Source organism: Azospirillum sp. VT-I1 (genome assembly GCF_055698305.1).
In genome coordinates this window covers 1,833,142-1,851,997 of sequence record NZ_CP168800.1, presented here as the reverse complement: position 1 = coordinate 1,851,997, position 18,856 = coordinate 1,833,142, and the positions used below count along the sequence as shown (strand labels likewise).

Here is an 18,856-nt window from a genome sequence, read left to right as displayed (position 1 = left end):
CGGCCAAGATGACTGCCCGCGGGGTGAAGGTGTACTACGGCGCCAAGCAGGCGTTGAAGGGCATCGACCTGGACATCCACGAGAACCGGGTGCTGGCGCTGATCGGCCCGTCCGGCTGCGGCAAGTCGACCTTCCTGCGCTGCCTGAACCGGATGAACGACACCGTCGAGGGCTGCCGGGTCGAGGGGCGGATCGCGCTGGACGGCGAGGACGTCTACGGCAAGGCGGTGGACGCGGTGCAGCTGCGCGCCCGCGTCGGCATGGTTTTCCAGAAGCCGAACCCCTTCCCGAAGTCGATCTACGACAACATCGCCTATGGTCCGCGCATCCACGGCCTGGCTTCCGGCCGCGACGAGCTGGACGAGGTGGTGCAGACGTCCCTCAAGCGCGCCGGCCTGTGGGGCGAGGTGAAGGACCGCCTGCGCGAGCCCGGCACCAGCCTGTCCGGCGGCCAGCAGCAGCGGCTGTGCATCGCCCGCGCCATCGCCGTCAGCCCCGAGGTGATCCTGATGGACGAGCCCTGCTCAGCGCTCGACCCCATCGCGACCGCCCATATCGAGGAGCTGATCGACGAGCTGCGGGCCAACTACACCATCGTCATCGTCACCCACAACATGCAGCAGGCCGCCCGCGTGTCGCAGCGCACCGCCTTCTTCCATCTGGGCGAGATGGTGGAGTGCGACGACACCGAGGAAATCTTCACCAACCCGCGCGACGAGCGCACCCAGGGCTACATCACCGGCCGCTACGGCTGAACCCTTCCGCCGACCTATGCGCCCCCTTCCCTCCTTTGTTGAAAAGGCTGTCCCATGCCGGTTAACGTCGAGACGCGCGCTGTGAACGGAGCCTCCATGAACGCGGCCCTGAAGCCGCTCGTCCTGATCGTCGAGGACGAGGCCGACATCCTGACGCTGTTGAAGTACAACCTGGAAAAGGAAGGCTTCCGCGTCGCCACCGCCAGCGATGGCGAGGAGGCCCTGCTTGCCGCCGGCGAACAGACGCCGCACATCGTGCTGCTCGACTGGATGCTGCCGCTGATGAGCGGGCTGGAGGTCTGCCGCCAGCTGCGCCGCAATGCCAAGACCCGCGACATCCCGATCATCATGCTGACCGCCCGCGGCGAGGAAGGCGACCGGGTGCGCGGCCTGAATTCCGGCGCCGACGACTACATCACCAAGCCCTTCTCCCCGACCGAACTGGTGGCGCGCATGCGCGCGGTGCTGCGCCGCGCCTCCCCCGGCATGACCGACGAGGTGCTGACCTTCGCCGACGTGACGATGGATCTGGCCGCCCACCGCGTACGCCGCAACGGCCGGGACGTACATCTCGGCCCGACCGAATTCCGCCTGCTGCGCCATTTCATGCAGCATCCCGGCCGCGTCTTCTCGCGCGAACAGCTGCTCGATCTGGTATGGGGCCACGACGTGTACGTCGAGCCGCGTACGGTGGACGTACACATCCGCCGCCTGCGCAAGGCGATGAACGAAGAGGACGAGCTGGACCTGATCCGCACCGTACGCTCGGCGGGGTACGCGCTGGATACGAAGTCGGTGTGAGGGTTCCTGCCGCGTATGCCCCTCCCCATCCCTCCCCGCTTCGCGGGAGAGGGGGTAGAACGCTTGTCCAGCTGAGTGTATGCGAGGGAGCAGCGGAGTTCCCTCTCCCGCTGACAAACGGGGGAGGGCTAGGGAGGGGGCAACACGCCATGATCCTGCTCTTCACCGACTTCGGCCTCTCCGGCCCCTACACCGGCCAGATGAAGGCGGTGCTGGCGCAACAGGCGCCAACCGTCCCGGTCATCGACCTGTTTGCCGACGCCCCCGCCTTCGACCCGCAGCTGTCGGCCTATCTCCTGGCCGCCTACGCCCCGGCCTTCCCCGCCGGCAGCGTCTTTCTCTGTGTCGTCGATCCCGGCGTTGGGACCGACCGCCTGCCGGTGATGGTCGAGGCGGACGGGCGCTGGTTCGTCGGTCCCGACAACGGCCTCTTCGCCCTGCTCGCCCGCCGCGCAACGTCGCTAAACGCCTGGACCATCGACTGGATTCCGGACCGGCTGTCCGCCAGCTTCCATGGCCGCGACCTGTTCGCCCCCGTCGCCGCCGATCTGGCGGCCGGCCGGCCGGTGCAGCGCAGCCCCTCCCCCTCGCCGCCATCGACCGCCCAGACTGGCCGGACGAGCTGGCCCGCATCGTCTATGTCGATGTCTACGGCAACGCCATGACCGGGATGCGGGCATCCGCCCTGCCCGCGGACGGCGTGCTGACCGCCGCCGGCACCCGCATCGCCCGTGCCCATACCTTCGGCGCCGTCGGGCCCGGAGAGGCGCTGTGGTACGAGAACTCCAACGGGCTGGCGGAGATCGCCGTCAACCGCGGCCGGGCCGACGAGGCGCTGGGTCTCAAGGTCGGCGATGCGGTGACGGTCGGGTCCTGAAAGAAAACCGCCCGGAAGCGGGTGCTTCCGGGCGGTTGCTGCATCGATCAGGTGCTTGTCCGATCAGGCAACTCGGATCAGGTGTCTGGGGATCAGTCGTTGTTGCGCTGGCCCAGGAACTGCAGCAGGAACTGGAACAGGTTGATGAAGTCCAGGTACAGCGTCAGGGCGCCCATCAGGGCGAGCTTGCCGGTGCTCTCGTGATCGTAGCCCTCGGCGTAGCTTTCCTTGATCGCCTGGGTGTCGTAGGCAGTCAGGCCGGTGAAGATCAGCACGCCGATGGCGGAGATCGCGAAGTGCAGGGCCGGCGACTGGAAGAAGATGTTCGCCAGGCCGGCGATGACCAGGCCGATGACGCCCATCATCAGGAACGAGCCCATCTTCGACAGGTCGGCCTTCGTGGTGTAGCCGTACAGGCTCATCGCCAGGAAGGTCGCGGCGGTGACGAAGAAGGTCAGCGCGATCGACGCCCCGGTGAAGACCAGGAAGATCGCCGACATCGACAGGCCCATGGCGCCGCAATAGGCCCAGAAGATCATCTGTGCCGATGCGAAGGACAGGCGCTGGATACCGAACGACAGCACCATCACGAACGCCAGCGGGGCCAGCATCACCACCCACTTCAGCGGCGTGCCGAAGATGGCCGCCATCATGGCCGGGCTGGACGACACGAGCGCGGCGACCAGACCCGTCAGAATCAGGCCGGCGCCCATGTAGTTGTACACGCGCAGCATGTGCTGCCGCAGGCCTTCGTCGAAGTATCCCCGATCTGTCGCGCGGCCTGCGGTCGCGAAGCGGTTATAGGTCGGGTCTGCCATGTTGGTTTCCTCGGTGGAATAGGGTGATCCCGTCGGGATGACATATTGGCGAGTCCGCAATTCGGTTCAATAGGAATCGGCAGCGGTTCTCCAAGATGAAAAAGCTTTCACGTTTCGTTTTTGCTATGGCTTTCCGCTCCGGGAATCACTCGTTGCGAAGCAATGGCGCGGACGGCTGGCCCAAAGCCCGCCAAGTACCATAGAACCCGAAGGCGAGCGTGATCGCCGTGCTGAGCAATGCCGTGGTGACCACCGCCGATGGCAGGAAGCTCCACTCCCACCGCATCAGGAAGCGCAGCACCGCCCAGGCGGTCAGCGTGCCGATGCCGCCGGCGATGACCGCGGTCAGCAGGCCCAGCAACCCGTACTCCAGCAGGAAGGCGCGCAGCACGTCGCCGCGCGTCGCCCCCAGCACCTTCAGCACCACCGCGTCATAGACCCGGCGGCGATGTCCGGCGGCCACCGCCCCGGCCAGCACCAGCGTGCCGGCGGCGAGCGTGATGCCGGCGACGATGCGCACCGCCGTGCCGATATGGCCCAGCATCTCCGACACCGTGTCCAGTGCGTCCTTCACCCGCACCATGGTGATGTTGGGGAAGCGCTGTAGCACTCCGCGCTGCACCTGGGTCTCGGCGTCCGGCGTGGCGCGGACGGTGGCGACCCAGGTCTGCGGCGCCCCTTCCAGCGTGCCGGGGGCGAAGACCATGGTGAAGTTGATCGCCATGCTGCTGAAATCGGCAGCGCGGACGTTGGCGACCGTCGCCTCGATGCTGCGGCCCAGGATGTTGATCGACAGCGTGGCGCCGGGACCGATGCCGAAGGCCTCGGCGACGCTCTGGTGGATGGAGATCAGCGGCGGACCGGCATAGTCGGTCGGCCACCACTCGCCGGCGGTGACGGTGGAATGCCTCGGCAGCGTCGCCGAATAGGTGATGCCGCGGTCGCCGGCCAGGATCCAGGCCTGCTCCGGGTTGACCAGCGCCTTTTCGGCGTCCTGCCCGTTCACCCGCTCGATCCGGCCGCGCAGGCTCGGCACCGCCTCGAAGGCGCTGGTGCCGGGGATGGCGGTGACGAGATCGCGCAGGGGGTCGAACTGGTCGCGCTGGATGTCGACGAAGAAGAAGCTGGGGGCGTCCTGCGGGATCGTCTCCGAAACCCGGCGGGAGAAGTTGCCCTGGATCAGCGCGATGGCGACCAGCACCGTCAGGCCGAGACCCAGCGACAGAACCACCGCCGCCGTCGGGTTGCCCGGCCGGTGCAGGTTGGCGAGCGCCAGCCGCAGCCCCGGCCGCCTGACCCGGCCGACGCGGGCCGCAGCCCAGGTGACCAGCGCCGCCGCGGCGCGGAAGGCGATGAAGGTGGCGATGGAGCCGCCGACGAACCACAGGGCGAAGACCTTGTTGTGCGCGGTCAGCACCGCCAGCCCGGCCAGCGCCACCGCCGACGCGATCATCGCGACGGTGTAGGGCGTGCGCGGCCGGCCGGCGGCCGGGGCGATCACGTCGCGGAACAGCGCGCCCGCCGGCACCTCCCGGGCCCGGCCGAGCGGCCAGAGCGAGAAGGTCAGCGCCGTCAGCACGCCATAGAGGGCGGCAAGCGCCAGAGCGCCGGGATAGACGCCAATATGGGCCGACACCGGCAGCACGCCGTCGAGCAGCCGGCCCAGCGCCAGCGGCGCCACCGCGCCCAGCGCCAGCCCGATGACGATGCCCAGCAGCGCCAGCGCCAGGATCTGCGCCAGATAGAGCTGGAAGACCAGGGCGCCCGGTGCGCCGATGCACTTCATCATGGCGATGGTGCGGGCGCGCGAATCCAGATGGCTGCGCACTGCGTTGCCCACCCCGACGCCGCCGACCAGCAGCGCCGTCAGCCCGACCAGCGTCAGGAACAGCGTCATGCGGTCGATGAAGCGTTCGATCTGCGGCGAGGCGTTGGTGTAGTCGCGCATCCGCCAGGGGGCATCGGGGAAGCGGGCGCGCAAATCCTCCTGCCACGCCTTCAGCTCGGTCTGCGGCGGCAGCGCCACCTTGGCGCTCCACCAGGTGAGACTGCCGGGTTGCAGCAACCCGGTGCCCTGCAGCGACGGCAGCGCCACCATCAGGCGCGGCCCGAGCGAAAAGGCGTTGGAGGAGGCGCGGTCCGGCTCGCGGTCCAGCACGGCGGCGACGCGATAGGCGCCCTCCCCGACATGGATGGTGTCGCCGGTCTTCACGCCCAGCCGGTCGACGAGGCTGGCCTCGATCACGGCACCCCAGCGGCCGTCCTTCTTCGCCAGCGCGTCGCGCAGGTCGCCGCCGCCCACCAGCGTGACGGTGCCGTAGAGCGGGTAGACGTCGTCGACTGCCTTCAGCTCGACCAGGGAAGCGCGCACCTCGTCATCGGCGCGTGCCATCGCCCGCATCTCGGCGGAGGTCGACACCCGGCCGCCGGCGGTCAGCGCCGCCATCTGCTCGTCGGCCGGCGGGCTGTAGAGTTGCCGCAACGCCACGTCGCCGCCGAGGATGGAGCGCCCGTCATTGGCCAGCCCGTCGAGCAGACCGCTCGACACCGACTGCACCGCGGCGATGGCGGCGACGCCAAGCGCGAGGCAGGCGAGGAAGACCCAGAAGCCCTTCAGGCCGGTGCGCAACTCCCGCCGGGCAAGGCGGAGGGCGAGGGTGAGGTTGGTCATCGCGTTGCCCCCTCCCTACGACTGTCCCCTCTCCCCCGCTTTCGCGCAAACGAAGTTTGCGCTGTCGCGGCAGGCGGACCAAAGGTCCGCTGAGAGCGGGGAGAGGGTTAGGGTGAGGGGGATGCATGGCGAGGATTGGCGAGAATGGAAGGCCACTGCATGCCGAATGACGCCACGCCGTGCACCCCCTCACCCCGACCCTCTCCCCGGGGGGAGAGGGGGAAACGGTCCCGAGCAGTTCACCCATCCCCCTCACTCCCCCGCCGCCTGCAGCTTCGCGCGCCGTGCCGCCTGTCCGTCGTCGGCGATGCGGCCGTCGGCCAGCCGGACGGTGCGGTCGCAGCGCGCGGCGAGGCTGGGGTCGTGGGTGATCAGCACCAGCGTCGTGCCGCGCCGCTCGGCCAGATCGAACAAAAGCTTCACGATGGTGGCGCCGGTGTCGATGTCGAGGTTGCCGGTCGGCTCATCGGCCAGAAGCAGCGACGGCTCGGTCACGAAGGCGCGGGCCAGTGCCGTGCGCTGCTGCTCGCCGCCCGAAAGCTGGCCGGGGTAATGGTGGATGCGGTGACCCAGCCCCACCTGCTCCAGCCCGACCCGGGCACGGTCGAAGGCGTCGGCGACCCCGGCGAACTCCAGCGGGATGGCGACATTCTCCAGCGCCGTCATGGTCGGCACCAGATGGAAAGCCTGGAAGACGATCCCCACATGCTGGCGGCGGAAGCGCGCCAAGCCGTCCTCGTCCAGCCGGTTCAGCTCCTGTCTGGCGACGCGGACGGTGCCGCCGCTGGGGCGTTCCAGGCCGGCCATCACCATCATCATGGTGGACTTGCCGGAGCCGCTGGGGCCGACGACGCCGACCCGCTCGCCTGCGGCCACCTGAAGATTCACGCCCCGCAGGATGTTGACGGGCCCGGCACCGCTGTCCAATCTCAAGTGGACGTCGTCGAGTTCCACGATGGAATCGGGGAGCGACCGGGCGATGGAATTGGACGACGTTGCAGGGGACTGAGCCTTGGACATGCGACTCTCGCACAAGCGGAACGGACCATCGCCATATGGCACGACCCGCCGGGCTTTCAACATGGGCGCCATCGGCGCCGCGTTCGCCTTCGTATTTGCGTCAGGGGTATCGATGACCGTTCCGACCCGCGCGGACGCGGCGCAACCGGTGAAGCTGCTTGCCCTGGGCGACAGCCTGACCGCCGGCTACGGCCTGCCGGAACCGCAGGGATTCACCCGCCAGCTGGAAAAGGCGCTGGCCGACAAGGGTTACAGCGTCACCGTCATCAATGCCGGCGTGTCGGGCGACACCACCGCCGGCGGCCGGGCGCGGCTGGACTGGGCGCTGGCCGACAAGCCCGACGCCGCCATCGTGGAGTTGGGCGCCAACGACATGCTGCGCGGGCTCGATCCGGGTCAGGCGAAAGCCAATCTCGACGCCATCCTGAAGACGCTGAAGGACCGCGGGATCCCGACGCTGCTGGCCGGGATGTACGCCTCCCCCAGCCTGGGAAAGCCCTACACCGACAAGTTCAACGCCATCTATCCCGACCTTGCGAAGACCTACGACCTGCCGCTCTACCCCTTCTTCCTCGACGGGGTGGCGCTGGAACGGTCGCTGATCCAGCAGGACGGTCTGCATCCCAATGCCCAGGGCGTGGCGGTGATCGTGGAGCGCATCCTGCCGTCCGTCACCGCCCTGCTCGACGGCCTGCCGCAGACGCAAAAGACCAACGAAAAGACCGGAGGCTGACCCATCATGACCGTGACCCTGGACAGCGACACCCGCTTTCACGCCGCCTGCGCCGCTGGGGCGGAGTGGGGACCGACGGTCAAGGCCTGTCTGGACCGGCTGGGGCCGGTCGCCGGCTGCAACCTGGGCTTCCTCTACCTGACCGACGGGCTGGCGGAGCATGCGACCAGCATCGTCACCCTGCTGCGCGGCGTCACCGGCATCCGCCATTGGGTCGGCACCACCGGCATCGGCGTGATGGCCAACGGCGCCGCCCTGTTCGACGAGCCGGGGCTGGCGATCATGGCCGCCCGCCTGCCGGAGGACAGCTTCCGCCTGTTCCCCACCCTGACCGACGGGCTGGAGCCGCTGCGCCACAGTGCCGGCGGCTGGCTGGACAAGCATGGCGCGGCGCTGGCGCTGGTGCATGTCGATCCGCACCATGCCGATATGGCCGGGCTGGTGTCCCGTCTGTCGGAGGAGGCCGGGGTGTTCCTGGTCGGCGGCCTCACCGCCTCGCGCGGGGAGTTCCCGCAGATCGCCGCTGGGGCGGAGGATGCCGATCCGGTCACCGACGGCGGCGTGTCGGGGGTGCTGTTCGCGCCCAACCTGCCGGTCGCCACCGCCCTGACCCAGGGCTGCCGCCCCATCGGGCCGACGCGCACCGTCACCGCCAGCGACGACAACGTGATCCTGGAGATCGACGGCCGCCCGGCGCTGGACGTCTTCAAGGAGGACATCGGCCCGGAGCTTGCCGCCGACCTGCGGCAGGTGGCCGGGCTGATCTGCGCCGGGCTGCCCATTGCCGGATCGGACACCCAGGACTATCTGGTCCGCGACCTGATCGCCATCGATCCGCGTGCCGGCTGGATCTCCATCGCCGAACGGGTAACGACAGGCCAGCCGGTGATGTTCACCCGCCGCGATCATGAGACCGCCGCGGCAGACATGCGCCGGATGCTGGACAGCCTCAAGAAACGGGTGAAGGCGACGCCGAAGGGGGCGGTGTATGTCAGCTGCATCGCCCGCGGACCAAGCCTGTTCGGCGCCGCCAATGCCGAGCTGGCGATGATCCGCGAGACCTTCGGCGATATCCCGCTGACGGGCTTCTTCGCCTCGGGCGAGGTGTCGCACAATCGGCTCTATGGCTATACCGGCGTGCTGACGCTTTTCCTGTAAAAGATCATTTCGAACAAGGAACGTTCCGGATGCAGTATCGTCCGCTCGGCCGCACCGGCCTGTCGGTCAGCGCCATCGGCCTGGGCACCATGACCTGGGGCCGCCAGAACACCGAGGCCGAAGGCCATGCCCAGATGGACGCGGCGCTGGACCGCGGCATCAACTTCTGGGACACGGCGGAGATGTACGCCATCCCGCCCACCGCCGACACCTACGGCAAGACGGAGGAGGTGATCGGCAGCTGGTTCCGGTCGCGCGGCAAGCGCGACAAGGTGATCCTCGCCACCAAGATCATCGGCGCGCCGGCCGGCGGCTTCGGCTGGGTGCGCGAGGGCAAGTCGCGGCTGGACCGCGCCAACCTCTTCGCGGCGGTGGAGGCCAGCCTGTCGCGACTGAAGACCGACTATATCGACCTCTACCAGATCCACTGGCCCGACCGCGTCACCAACCGCTTCGGCGTCCGCACCTACCAGCACAAGCCGCAGCATGACGGCGTGCCGATCGAGGAGACGCTGGCGGCGCTGGCCGAGCTGGTTCAGGCCGGCAAGATCCGCCATGTCGGCCTGTCGAACGAGAGCCCGTGGGGCGTGATGCGCTGGCTGCGCGCCGCCGAGGTGGCAGGGGAATTGGCTGGCCTGCCGCGCGTCGCCTCGATCCAGAACGCCTACAACCTGCTGAACCGGACCTTCGAGAACGGCCTGTCGGAGGTGGCGCTGCGCGAAGATGTCGGGCTGTTGGCCTATTCGCCGCTGGCCGCCGGAACGCTGACGGGGAAGTATCTGAACGGTGCCATCCCGCCCGGCAGCCGCCGCGCGCTCGACCACCGGCCGTCGCGCTACAACACCGTCAACGCCGACGCGGCGACGGAAGCCTATCTGGACATCGCCCGCCGCCATGGTCTGGCGCCCAACCAGATGGCCATCGCCTTCACGGTGCAGCAGCCCTTCGTCACCTCGTCCCTGATCGGGGCGACGACGATGGAGACGCTGATCTCCAACATCGACTCCATTGACCTCACCCTGTCGCCGGAGGTCATGGCGGAGATCGACGCCGTGCACAACCGCATGCCGGATCCGTGCCCGTAAGGTGTTGGTAGGGGCGTAGCCGCGGTTACCCCCTCTCTAAACCCTCTCCCGCGCAGCGGTGGAGGGATGGGGAGGGGGCAATCCGCAGCCGTTGCAGCAACCCTGGAGGTGCCCATGCTCCGCCTGTTCGTCGCCATCGACCTGACGGAGGAGATTCGCCAGCGGTTGGCCGGGCTGGCCGGCGGGGTGCCCGGTGCGCGCTGGACCGAGCCCGAGAACCTGCACCTCACCCTGCGCTTCATCGGCGAGGTGCCGGAGGACCAGGCGATGGACATCGACGCCGCGCTGGCCGAGATCCACGCGCCGGCCTTCCCGCTCACCCTCGACGGGGTCGGCGTGTTCGGCACCGGCCGCAAGGCGCGGGTGCTGTGGGCGGGGGTGGAGCGCAACGAGGCGCTGGCCCATCTCCAGGCCAAGGTGGAGTCGGCGCTCGTCCGCTGCGGCCTGCCCGCGGAGGAGCGGAAATACCCCCCATGTGACGCTGGCCCGGCTGAAGGACGCGCCGGCCGACCGCATCGGCCGCTTCCTGTCCGACCGCGGGCTGTTTCGCGCCGGGCCGATGCCGGTGGAGCATCTCACGCTCTACCGCAGCCATCTCGGCAATGGCGGGGCGGTGTACGAGTCTTTGCGGGAGTATCCGCTGACGGAAGACGTGAGGAGCTAGACGTAGCGCATCGCCCGGAGATCGGCGATCAGGCCCGGGCCTTGCGGCTGCCAGCCGAGCTTCTCCCGGGTCCGGGCGCTCGAAGCGGGCATGTCCATGCCGGCGAATGCCGCCAGCCAGCCGAAATGGTCGGCGGCCTTGTCCTGCGGCACGGAAACCGCCGGGATGCCGAGGCCGCGGGCCAACGTCTCGACGATCTCGCGGAACCCGATCCCCTCCTCGCCGACCGCGTGATAGCGCGCGCCGGGCTCCTTCCTCTCGATCGCCAACCGATAGAGGCGGGCCGCATCATCCAGGTGGCAGGCGGACCAGCGGTTGGTCCCCTCGCCGATGTAGCAGGCCGTGCCGGCTTCGCGGAACATTCCAATCAGCGGGGTGATCAGCCCCTGCTTCTCCGTGTCGTGGACCTGGGGTAGACGCAACGCCGAGACGTTGACGCCGGCCTCCAACAGCGCGTTTCCGGCCCGTTCGGAGGCGATGCGCGGATTGCGGTGGCCGTCGTCGAAGACGTCCTCGCGGGCCAGCCGGCCCTGACCGACACCACCCATGCTGACCGACGAGGTGATCAGCAGCGGACGATCCGACCCCTTGAGCACCTCGCCGAGGGCGCCGATGACCCGGCCGTCCTTCTCGCAATTCTCGGCGAAGCGCGAGAAGTCATGATCGAATGCCGTGTGGATCACCGCGTCGGCCGTCTCGGCGCCGTGGCGGATGCCGGCCGGCTCCTCCAGAGTGGCATGGAACGGCTCGGCACCGGCGGCTTCCAGCGCGCGGGCGCCGTCCCGGGATCGGGTCATGCCGATGACATGGTGGCCGGCCCGCAGAAGCTCGGAAAGCACGGCCGATCCGATGAAGCCGGTGGCACCGGTGAGAAGAATTCGCATGGACCATCACCTTTTCAATTCCGTCGCCTCAGACTCTGATGCTCCACGCTATCCTGTTAAAGTAGTGACCTTTTCCTAGTATAATGACCACCAGCATACGCCCATTGCCGGGATCGCTCATGCCGCCGGAGCCCAAGCAGAACAAAGAGCCGAAACAGCCGGATCGAACGCAGGAGGTCCCGGAACAGGTCGGCAAGACCAACACGCTCGCCGCCTTCCTGCGCGACCGCCGCATGCGGCTGGATCCGGCGGCCTTCGGCTTCTCGGGCCGCCGCCGTACGCCGGGACTGCGCAGGGAGGAGGTGGCGCAGCGCGCCAACATCAGTCCGACCTGGTACACATGGCTGGAGCAGGGGCGCGGCGGCGCGCCATCCGCCGACGTGCTGAACCGCATCGCCGCCGGCCTGATGCTCACCGATCTGGAGCGCGAGCATCTGTTCGTCCTTGCGCTCGGGCGGCCGCCGGAACTGCGGTACAGGCCGGTGGACGGGGTCAGCCCGCGTCTGCAGCGGCTGCTGGATGCCTTCGACGCCTGTCCGGCCTTCATCAAGACGGCGACCTGGGACGTGGTCGCCTGGAACCACGCCGCGGCGATTGTCCTGACCGACTACGGCACCCTGCCGGCCGATCAGAGGAACATATTGCGTCTCGTCTTCTGCAATCCGTCGATCCGCGCCAAGCAGGCGGACTGGGAAAGCATGGCGCGCTTTCTGGTGGGCGCCTTCCGTGTCGATGCCGCAAGGGCCGGCGCCGCCAAGGAGGTCACCGGCCTGGTCGAAGAGCTGTGCCGGGCCAGCCCGGACTTCGCCGCCTTCTGGAGGGAGACCGACGTGTATGCACCCAGCGAGGGCACCAAGCACCTCCTGCATCCACAGCTCGGCAGCGTCCGGATGGAGTATTCGGCCTTCGCCGTCGACGGCCGCCCGGACCTTGGCCTGATGGTCTACAATCCGCTGGACGAGCAGGTGAAAGAGCGGATCCGCAGCTTGGTCGGCCGGAGGATCGAAGCCGAACGGAAAGCGGCTCCGTCGGGCGGAGGGCAGGATTGACGGTCGTCAGGCGACGATGCTGTCCCAGGGCTCGGCGCCGTCCCTGCCCGGTCCGATGACGCGGTTCTTGCCGTCCTGCTTGGCGCGGTACATGCGCTGGTCGGCCATCTCCACCAGGGCTTCCCAATCGGCGGGGCGGTCGGCGGTCTGTTCGGCGATGCCGATGCTGGCGGTCTGCAGGCTGCCGTCCGGGCGCTTGCCGAAACCGGCGCGGCGCATCCGCTCCACCGCGATCATCGCGCCGTCCGTCGGTGTGTCGGGCATGATGATCAGGAACTCCTCCCCGCCCCAGCGGACCAGCGCGTCGGACTGGCGCAGCAGGCTGCGGATGGTGTTGGCGGCATGGCGCAGGACCCGGTCGCCCTCCTCGTGCCCGTAACGGTCGTTGACCGCCTTGAAATCGTCCAGGTCCACGAAGATCGCCGTCAGCGGCTGCGACGTCCGCTCGGCATGGGCGACCTGGAGTTTCAGCAACTCCTCGCCGATGCGGCGGGAAAAGGCGCCGGTCAGCGCGTCGTGCGCCGCCTGCTCCAGCAGCGCGACCATGAAATGCAGCTGGCTGATCGCCGCCAGCGTCGCCACCACCGCGATCAGCGCCAGCAGCCACAGCGCGCTGATGTAGGAGGGGAACGGCATCACCAGCGACCCGTAGAAGCCGGCGGCCAGATGGGCGCCCAGCATCGGGGTGGCGAACAGGGCGCCTTCCAGCGCGGTCAGCGGAAAGACGCTGAGCCCCGCCACCATCACGAAGGGCAAATAGCCGTAGCCGGCGCTGACGGCGATGCGCAGGTCGTCGACGCCCTGGTTGTAGAGCAGCGGGTGCGAGATGGCGAAGAACAGCGTCGGGATCGCGAGCAGCGCCGCCAGCCGCCACCAGGCGCAGGCCATGTCCTCGCACGACCGGCGGTCGAAGGCGAGCGCCAGGAAGGCGGCGCTGGCGGTCAGGCGCAGGACGATCAGCCAGACCGCCAGCGACCATTCGAAGACGGTCACGTCGATGGCGATCCACAGCGGCGTCAGGATGCCGAAGACCAGCGCCACCATCCGCACGCGCGACTGGATCATCGCGGCGCGCCGCCGCTGCAGGATCGGCGTATGGCCGGCAGGATGGATCAGCGTGGGCAGTTCGTCGCCCTGCACGAAGGCATCGAGCAGGGCGGCGAGGAGCCTGTCAGCCCGCATTCGGCCGCCTGCCCCCGGCATCGGCCGGGCATGTCGCCAAAGGAATAGCCATGATGGGTGATTACACGCGCGTGCTTCGTCCGGCAACGTGTTTCATACACCCATTGGGTTTGATGGCTGCCGGAAGCCGCGACAAAATGCGCTGCCGTCCGCGGCGATGCCGAAGTGGGGTGGAGTCAGGATGGGGGTGGACGGAATCGTCCGAAGCGTGAACCGCACGCAATAAGCCAAGAGCTGGGAGCCCTTCAGATGCTTGGATGTGCATCTGACGGCCCCTAGGGCCGTGGGTCGCCCCAGCGCGTGCGGCTCTGATCCAGAGGATCGGGGGCGGGGCAATCCTCGGTCGGCAATTGCGCCTTGCGTTCGACGGCGCAGCCGCAAAGATCGCAGACCCGGCCGTCCTTCCCGGCCGGAAACAGCTTATGGACGATGCGGTCGCCGGGGGCGGTCAGGTTAGGACAGGCCCGGCAGGCGGCCTGCCGGCGTTCGAAGGTCTCCCGGTCGACCGTGCCGAAGCCGGCCCGCGCCCAACGAAGCAGGGCGGCGGATGCGCGCAGCATCATCTCCGGCGAGGATGGCGGCGTGCGCCAAGGGCGTGGCGGCTGGTCGGGCGGACCGATCAGTGTCGCAAGAATCTCGGGTGATCGGCGGTTGCCAATCAGTTGATGCAGGAAGAAGCGGTCGTTGGCCGCCCGGTGAACGATTTCCTCCGGCAACTCCGTCGGCCATTCCAGCGCCGCGGCCAGCTGTTTGCCCAGGGACTGCCGATCCTCGATACCGTCGAGCGCATCCGGTTCGGCCGGCTGCTGCGGTGGCATGCCGGTTTCAGCCATGGCGTCGGTCATCGCTGCTCCGTTGAGGCGGTGGCAAGCATCGCTCGCTTCGTCTTCGATTGAAGGCGGGCCGGGGAGGCGGTGACCCTCCTCCCCCGGCGATGACGCGGCTGGCGTCAGCGTCAGGCCTCGACCATGGCCGTCATGGTGATCTGATTCTGGGTCAGACAGGCCTCGACGGCATCGTTCAGCTTGCTGTTGATGACCGAGCAGGGAGCCCAGAACGGGCTGTCGGTGCACTGGACCGTCGCGGTGCTGTTGGTCGGGTTGTAGTTCCACTGGATCGTGAAACCCGACACCGTCGCGCTGCCGCTGTTGGAGGTGATGTTCACACCATAGGCCTTCGCAGCCTGGACAGCGCACTGCCAAGCGGCGGGGGTGACGTTGTTGTAGGAGAGCATGGCGCAAGCAGACATTTGTTCGTCTCCAGGTTGGTTGTGACGAACAGATTTTATCGGATAAAGGATGGCGATCAACTTTCACACGATTTTGAGAGAATAATTGCGCAAGGAAACATCCAAAAGTAGATTAAATCATTGCGGATAATAACCTTAAGTCAGTACTTTATTTCTTTATGTGAAAATATGTAGAAAGTAGTCACACACAAGACACGCGTAAAATCCGAATCGGGTTACTATTAAGCTGCTATCACCATACATATAAATGAAATAGCGGGGAATTATTAAATCTCATACAACTGAATGTGCCTGAGCGCCGGAGTCTTAAAAGCAAAAAGGGGTGCAACAGCGGTTGCACCCCCGATTGGCGAAAGCTCGAGCGGAGTCCGTGACGACCCGACGGCCTCGTGCAGATCAGTCCTTCAGGTCTTCCCAAAGCTCCTTCACCTTGGCGAAGAAGCCCTCCGACTGCGGGTTCGATCCTTCCTTGCCGGCGCCCTCGAACTCGCGCAGCAGCTCCTGCTGGCGCTTGGTCAGGTTCACCGGGGTTTCCACCACCGCCTGGATGTACATGTCGCCGCGCTGGGCGCTGCGCAGCACCGACATGCCTTTGCCCTTGATGCGGAACTGGTGGCCGGACTGGGTGCCCGGCGGCACCGTCACCTTGGTGCGGGTGCCGTCGATGGTCGGAACCTCCACCGAACCGCCGAGCGCCGCCGTGGTCATCGGGATCGGCACCCGGCAATGGATGTTGGCGCCGTCGCGCTGGAAGATCGGGTGCGGCGCCAGCGCCAGGAAGATGTAGAGGTCGCCGGCCGGTGCCCCGCGCAATCCCGCCTCGCCCTCGCCCGCCAGACGGATGCGGGTTCCGTCCTCCACGCCGGCGGGGATGTTGACCTGCAGGGTCTTCTCCTTGCGCAGGCGGCCGGAACCGCCGCAGTTCTTGCAGGCGTCCTTGATGACCTTGCCGGCGCCGTGGCAGCCGGGGCAGGTCCGCTCGATGGTGAAGAAGCCCTGCTGCGCCCGCACCTTGCCGTGGCCCTGGCAGGTCGGGCAGGTGATCGGCTGAGTTCCCGCCGCGGCGCCGGAGCCGTTGCAGCTGTCGCACTGCACGGTGGTGGGCACACGGATGGTGGTCTGGGTGCCCTTGAAGGCCTCCTCCAGCCCGATCTCCAGGTTGTAGCGCAGGTCCTGGCCGCGGCCGGACGCGCCGCCGCCGCCGCGGCGCCCGCCCATGAACTCCCCGAACATCTCGTCGAAGATGTCGGCGAAGCCGCCGCCGCCGCCGAAGTCGAAGTTGAAGCCGCCGGCCCCGGCGCCCGCGCCCGGACCACGGCCACCCTCGAAGGCGGCGTGGCCGAACCGGTCGTAGGCCGCGCGCTTCTGATCGTCCTTCAGGACGTCATACGCTTCGCTGATTTCCTTGAACTTCTGCTCGGCGTCCTTGTCACCCTGGTTGCGGTCCGGGTGGTACTGCATCGCCATCTTGCGATAAGCCTTTTTCAGCTCATCCGCGCTGGCGTTCTTCGCCACACCGAGCAGCTCGTAATAATCCTGTTTCGCCATGGGGGCCGACCGCCTTTGAGTCGTTCTGGTCCAAACTGTCCGCGTCGTGCCGGAGCCTGAGCCCAGCATACCGAAGGCCCGCCGCCGGGAAAAGGCGGCGGGCCATCGATGCTCGCGTCAGGTCCGTATCAAAAAGAAGCTGGCCGGATCAGGCCGACTTCTTCTTGTCGTCCTGGACCTCTTCGAAGTCGGCGTCGACGACGCCCGGCTCGTTCGGCTGGGCGCCCGGCGCCTCGCCGCCCGCAGCCGGGGCCTCGCCCTGGCCGGCCTTGTACATCGCCTCGCCCAGCTTCATCGAGACCTGGGCCAGCGCGTCGGTCTTCGCCTTGATGCCGTCCAGATCCTCGCTGTCCAGCACCGACTTCAGCTCGGCGACGGCAGCTTCAGCGGCGGTCTTGTCGGAGGCCGGGATCTTGTCGCCGTTCTCCTTGATGGTCCGCTCGGTGGTGTGGATCAGGGCGTCGGCATGGTTGCGGGCGTCGACCAGCTCGCGGCGCTTCTTGTCGGCGTCGGCATGGGCCTCCGCGTCCTTCACCATCTTCTGGATGTCGGCGTCCGACAGGCCGCCCGATGCCTGGATGCGGATCTGCTGCTCCTTGCCGGTCGCCTTGTCCTTCGCCGTGACGCTGACGATGCCGTTGGCGTCGATGTCGAAGGTCACCTCGATCTGCGGCACGCCGCGCGGGGCCGGCGGGATGCCGACCAGATCGAACTGGCCAAGCATCTTGTTGTCCTGCGCCATCTCGCGCTCGCCCTGGAAGACGCGGATGGTGACGGCGTTCTGGTTGTCCTCGGCGGTCGAGAAGGTCTGGCTCTTCTTCGTCGGGACCGTGGTGTTGCGGTCGATCAGGCGGGTGAAGACGCCACCCAGCGTCTCGATGCCGAGCGACAGCGGGGTGACGTCGAGCAGCAGGACGTCCTTGACCTCGCCCTTCAGCACGCCGCCCTGGATGGCGGCGCCGATGGCGACCACCTCGTCCGGGTTCACGCCGCGGTGCGGCTCACGGCCGAAGAACTGCTTCACCGCGTCGATGACCTTGGGCATGCGGGTCATGCCGCCGACCAGGATCACCTCGTCGATCTCGCTGGCCTTCAGGCCGGCGTCCTTCAGGGCCGCCTTGCAGGGCTCGATCGTGCGCTGCACCAGGTCGTCCACCAGGGCTTCCAGCTTGGCGCGGGTCAGCTTGATGTTCAGGTGCTTCGGACCGGTCTGGTCGGCGGTGATGAAGGGCAGGTTGACTTCGGTCTGCGTGGTCGACGACAGCTCGATCTTCGCCTTCTCGGCAGCTTCCTTCAGGCGCTGCAGCGCGAGCTTGTCCTTGCGCAGGTCGATGCCCTGCTCCTTGTTGAACTCGTCGGCCAGATACTCGATGACCCGGCTGTCGAAGTCCTCGCCGCCCAGGAAGGTGTCGCCGTTGGTCGACTTCACCTCGAACACGCCGTCGCCGATCTCCAGCACGGAGATGTCGAAGGTGCCGCCGCCCAGGTCATAGACCGCGACGGTGCCGGTGCCCTTCTTCTCCATGCCGTAGGCGAGCGCCGCGGCCGTCGGCTCGTTGATGATGCGCAGCACGTCCAGGCCGGCGATCTTGCCGGCGTCCTTGGTGGCCTGGCGCTGGCTGTCGTTGAAGTAGGCCGGGACGGTGATGACCGCCTGCGTGACCTTCTCGCCCAGATAGTTCTCGGCGGTCTCCTTCATCTTGGTGAGGATGAAGGCGCTGATCTGGCTGGGGCTGTACTTCTTGCCGTGCGCCTCGACCCAGGCGTCGCCGTTGTCGCCGGAGATGATGCGGTAGGGAACCAGACCCTGGTCCTTCTTCGTCAGCGGATCGTCGAAACGGCGGCCGATCAGACGCTTGATCGCGAAGAGGGTGTTTTCCGGATTGGTGACCGCCTGACGCTTGGCGGGCTGGCCGATCAGCCGCTCGCCGCCCTGGCTGAAGGCGACCATGGACGGCGTGGTCCGCGCGCCCTCGGCGTTCTCGATCACCTTGGCGCTGCCGCCTTCCATCACGGCGACGCACGAGTTCGTGGTGCCGAGGTCGATACCAATCACTTTGCTCATGTTCAGCCTCTTTCGTTCGGCAGATGCGTGGCGGCCCGTCTGGTCCGGCACCGCCGCGATCCCCATTGGGTCGGTGAAACGTCGGTGGAGCGCTTGGGGGTCTGGCCCATGGAGTTGCGATCCATGGGGTCCTGCCCGTGCTGGCGGAGATATAGGCGGAGCCGTTTCGGGCTGCAACAGGGTGGCGCGCCTTTCGGCCCGCAAAAGCGGGGAAAAAACGCGGCCGTCTCCTCCTTCCCGCAGGCGTTGCCGATCGCCGTCGTCCGGCAGTAGAATACCGGTGTATTCAGTTCCGAG

Annotated in this window: 16 protein-coding genes and 2 pseudogenes; 9 read left to right on the top strand and 9 right to left on the bottom strand. The window is 67.6% G+C overall.

Annotation, left to right across the window (positions count from 1 at the left end):
- Positions 1 to 8: 8 nt before the first annotated feature.
- From pstB to AB8P05_RS08945, 3 genes and pseudogenes are all read left to right on the top strand, one after another.
- Positions 9 to 755, top strand: coding sequence for a phosphate ABC transporter ATP-binding protein PstB (gene pstB / locus AB8P05_RS08955; RefSeq protein ID WP_472759326.1), 747 nt, complete (start codon positions 9 to 11; stop codon positions 753 to 755).
- A gap of 96 nt (positions 756 to 851) precedes the next feature.
- Positions 852 to 1,556, top strand: a complete 705-nt coding sequence (gene phoB / locus AB8P05_RS08950) for a phosphate regulon transcriptional regulator PhoB (protein ID WP_083896944.1) — start codon at positions 852 to 854, stop codon at positions 1,554 to 1,556.
- A gap of 149 nt (positions 1,557 to 1,705) precedes the next feature.
- Positions 1,706 to 2,433, top strand: a pseudogene (locus tag AB8P05_RS08945) (SAM hydrolase/SAM-dependent halogenase family protein).
- Between the two features lie 92 nt (positions 2,434 to 2,525).
- On the opposite strand, the gene AB8P05_RS08940 reads toward AB8P05_RS08945, so the two are convergent.
- From AB8P05_RS08940 to AB8P05_RS08930, 3 genes are all read right to left on the bottom strand, one after another.
- Positions 2,526 to 3,251 carry a Bax inhibitor-1/YccA family protein gene (locus AB8P05_RS08940; protein ID WP_222531732.1) on the bottom strand — a complete coding sequence of 242 codons (726 nt, stop codon included), beginning with the start codon at positions 3,249 to 3,251 and terminating at the stop codon, positions 2,526 to 2,528.
- 145 nt (positions 3,252 to 3,396) lie between these two features.
- Positions 3,397 to 5,922 carry an ABC transporter permease gene (locus tag AB8P05_RS08935; protein ID WP_472757688.1) on the bottom strand — a complete coding sequence of 842 codons (2,526 nt, stop codon included), beginning with the start codon at positions 5,920 to 5,922 and terminating at the stop codon, positions 3,397 to 3,399.
- 252 nt (positions 5,923 to 6,174) lie between these two features.
- Entirely contained in the window at positions 6,175 to 6,942 is a 768-nt protein-coding gene (locus AB8P05_RS08930; RefSeq protein ID WP_472757687.1) for an ABC transporter ATP-binding protein, read from the bottom strand.
- Positions 6,943 to 7,054: 112 nt separating this feature from the next.
- Here AB8P05_RS08930 and AB8P05_RS08925 point away from each other — a divergent pair, with 112 nt between their 5' ends.
- The 5 genes and pseudogenes from AB8P05_RS08925 to AB8P05_RS08905 all read left to right on the top strand — a co-directional run bounded on the left by AB8P05_RS08925 (position 7,055) and on the right by AB8P05_RS08905 (position 10,582).
- On the top strand, positions 7,055 to 7,675 hold the full coding sequence (locus AB8P05_RS08925; protein ID WP_472757686.1) for an arylesterase: 621 nt from the start codon (positions 7,055 to 7,057) through the stop codon (positions 7,673 to 7,675).
- 6 nt (positions 7,676 to 7,681) lie between these two features.
- Positions 7,682 to 8,833: an FIST signal transduction protein gene (locus AB8P05_RS08920; protein WP_472757685.1), complete on the top strand. Its 1,152-nt coding sequence runs from the start codon at positions 7,682 to 7,684 to the stop codon at positions 8,831 to 8,833.
- A 29-nt stretch (positions 8,834 to 8,862) separates the two neighbouring features.
- A complete protein-coding gene (locus AB8P05_RS08915; protein WP_472757684.1) occupies positions 8,863 to 9,918 on the top strand; it encodes an NADP(H)-dependent aldo-keto reductase in 1,056 nt (351 codons plus the stop codon).
- Between the two features lie 66 nt (positions 9,919 to 9,984).
- A pseudogene (gene thpR, locus AB8P05_RS08910) lies at positions 9,985 to 10,332 on the top strand (RNA 2',3'-cyclic phosphodiesterase); the annotation flags it as partial.
- Between the two features lie 61 nt (positions 10,333 to 10,393).
- Positions 10,394 to 10,582, top strand: a complete 189-nt coding sequence (locus AB8P05_RS08905) for a 2'-5' RNA ligase family protein (RefSeq protein ID WP_472757683.1) — start codon at positions 10,394 to 10,396, stop codon at positions 10,580 to 10,582.
- Here the strand turns inward: AB8P05_RS08905 and AB8P05_RS08900 are convergent.
- Entirely contained in the window at positions 10,579 to 11,466 is an 888-nt protein-coding gene (locus tag AB8P05_RS08900) for an SDR family oxidoreductase (RefSeq protein WP_472757682.1), read from the bottom strand. The two genes, AB8P05_RS08905 and AB8P05_RS08900, sit on opposite strands and share 4 nt — an antisense overlap.
- A 119-nt stretch (positions 11,467 to 11,585) precedes the next feature.
- Here AB8P05_RS08900 and AB8P05_RS08895 point away from each other — a divergent pair, with 119 nt between their 5' ends.
- Positions 11,586 to 12,515, top strand: a complete 930-nt coding sequence (locus AB8P05_RS08895; protein WP_455172874.1) for a helix-turn-helix transcriptional regulator — start codon at positions 11,586 to 11,588, stop codon at positions 12,513 to 12,515.
- Positions 12,516 to 12,521: 6 nt separating this feature from the next.
- Here AB8P05_RS08895 and AB8P05_RS08890 read toward each other — a convergent pair whose 3' ends face one another.
- The 5 genes from AB8P05_RS08890 to dnaK form a co-directional block, all read right to left on the bottom strand.
- Entirely contained in the window at positions 12,522 to 13,697 is a 1,176-nt protein-coding gene (locus tag AB8P05_RS08890; RefSeq protein ID WP_472757681.1) for a GGDEF domain-containing protein, read from the bottom strand.
- Positions 13,698 to 13,972: 275 nt separating this feature from the next.
- Positions 13,973 to 14,542: a hypothetical protein gene (locus tag AB8P05_RS08885; RefSeq protein ID WP_455172872.1), complete on the bottom strand. Its 570-nt coding sequence runs from the start codon at positions 14,540 to 14,542 to the stop codon at positions 13,973 to 13,975.
- 110 nt (positions 14,543 to 14,652) lie between these two features.
- Entirely contained in the window at positions 14,653 to 14,946 is a 294-nt protein-coding gene (locus tag AB8P05_RS08880; RefSeq protein ID WP_455172871.1) for a hypothetical protein, read from the bottom strand.
- Between the two features lie 396 nt (positions 14,947 to 15,342).
- Positions 15,343 to 16,494, bottom strand: a complete 1,152-nt coding sequence (gene dnaJ, locus AB8P05_RS08875) for a molecular chaperone DnaJ (protein ID WP_455172870.1) — start codon at positions 16,492 to 16,494, stop codon at positions 15,343 to 15,345.
- Positions 16,495 to 16,642: 148 nt separating this feature from the next.
- Positions 16,643 to 18,559, bottom strand: a complete 1,917-nt coding sequence (gene dnaK, locus AB8P05_RS08870; RefSeq protein ID WP_455172869.1) for a molecular chaperone DnaK — start codon at positions 18,557 to 18,559, stop codon at positions 16,643 to 16,645.
- Positions 18,560 to 18,856: the final 297 nt, after the last annotated feature.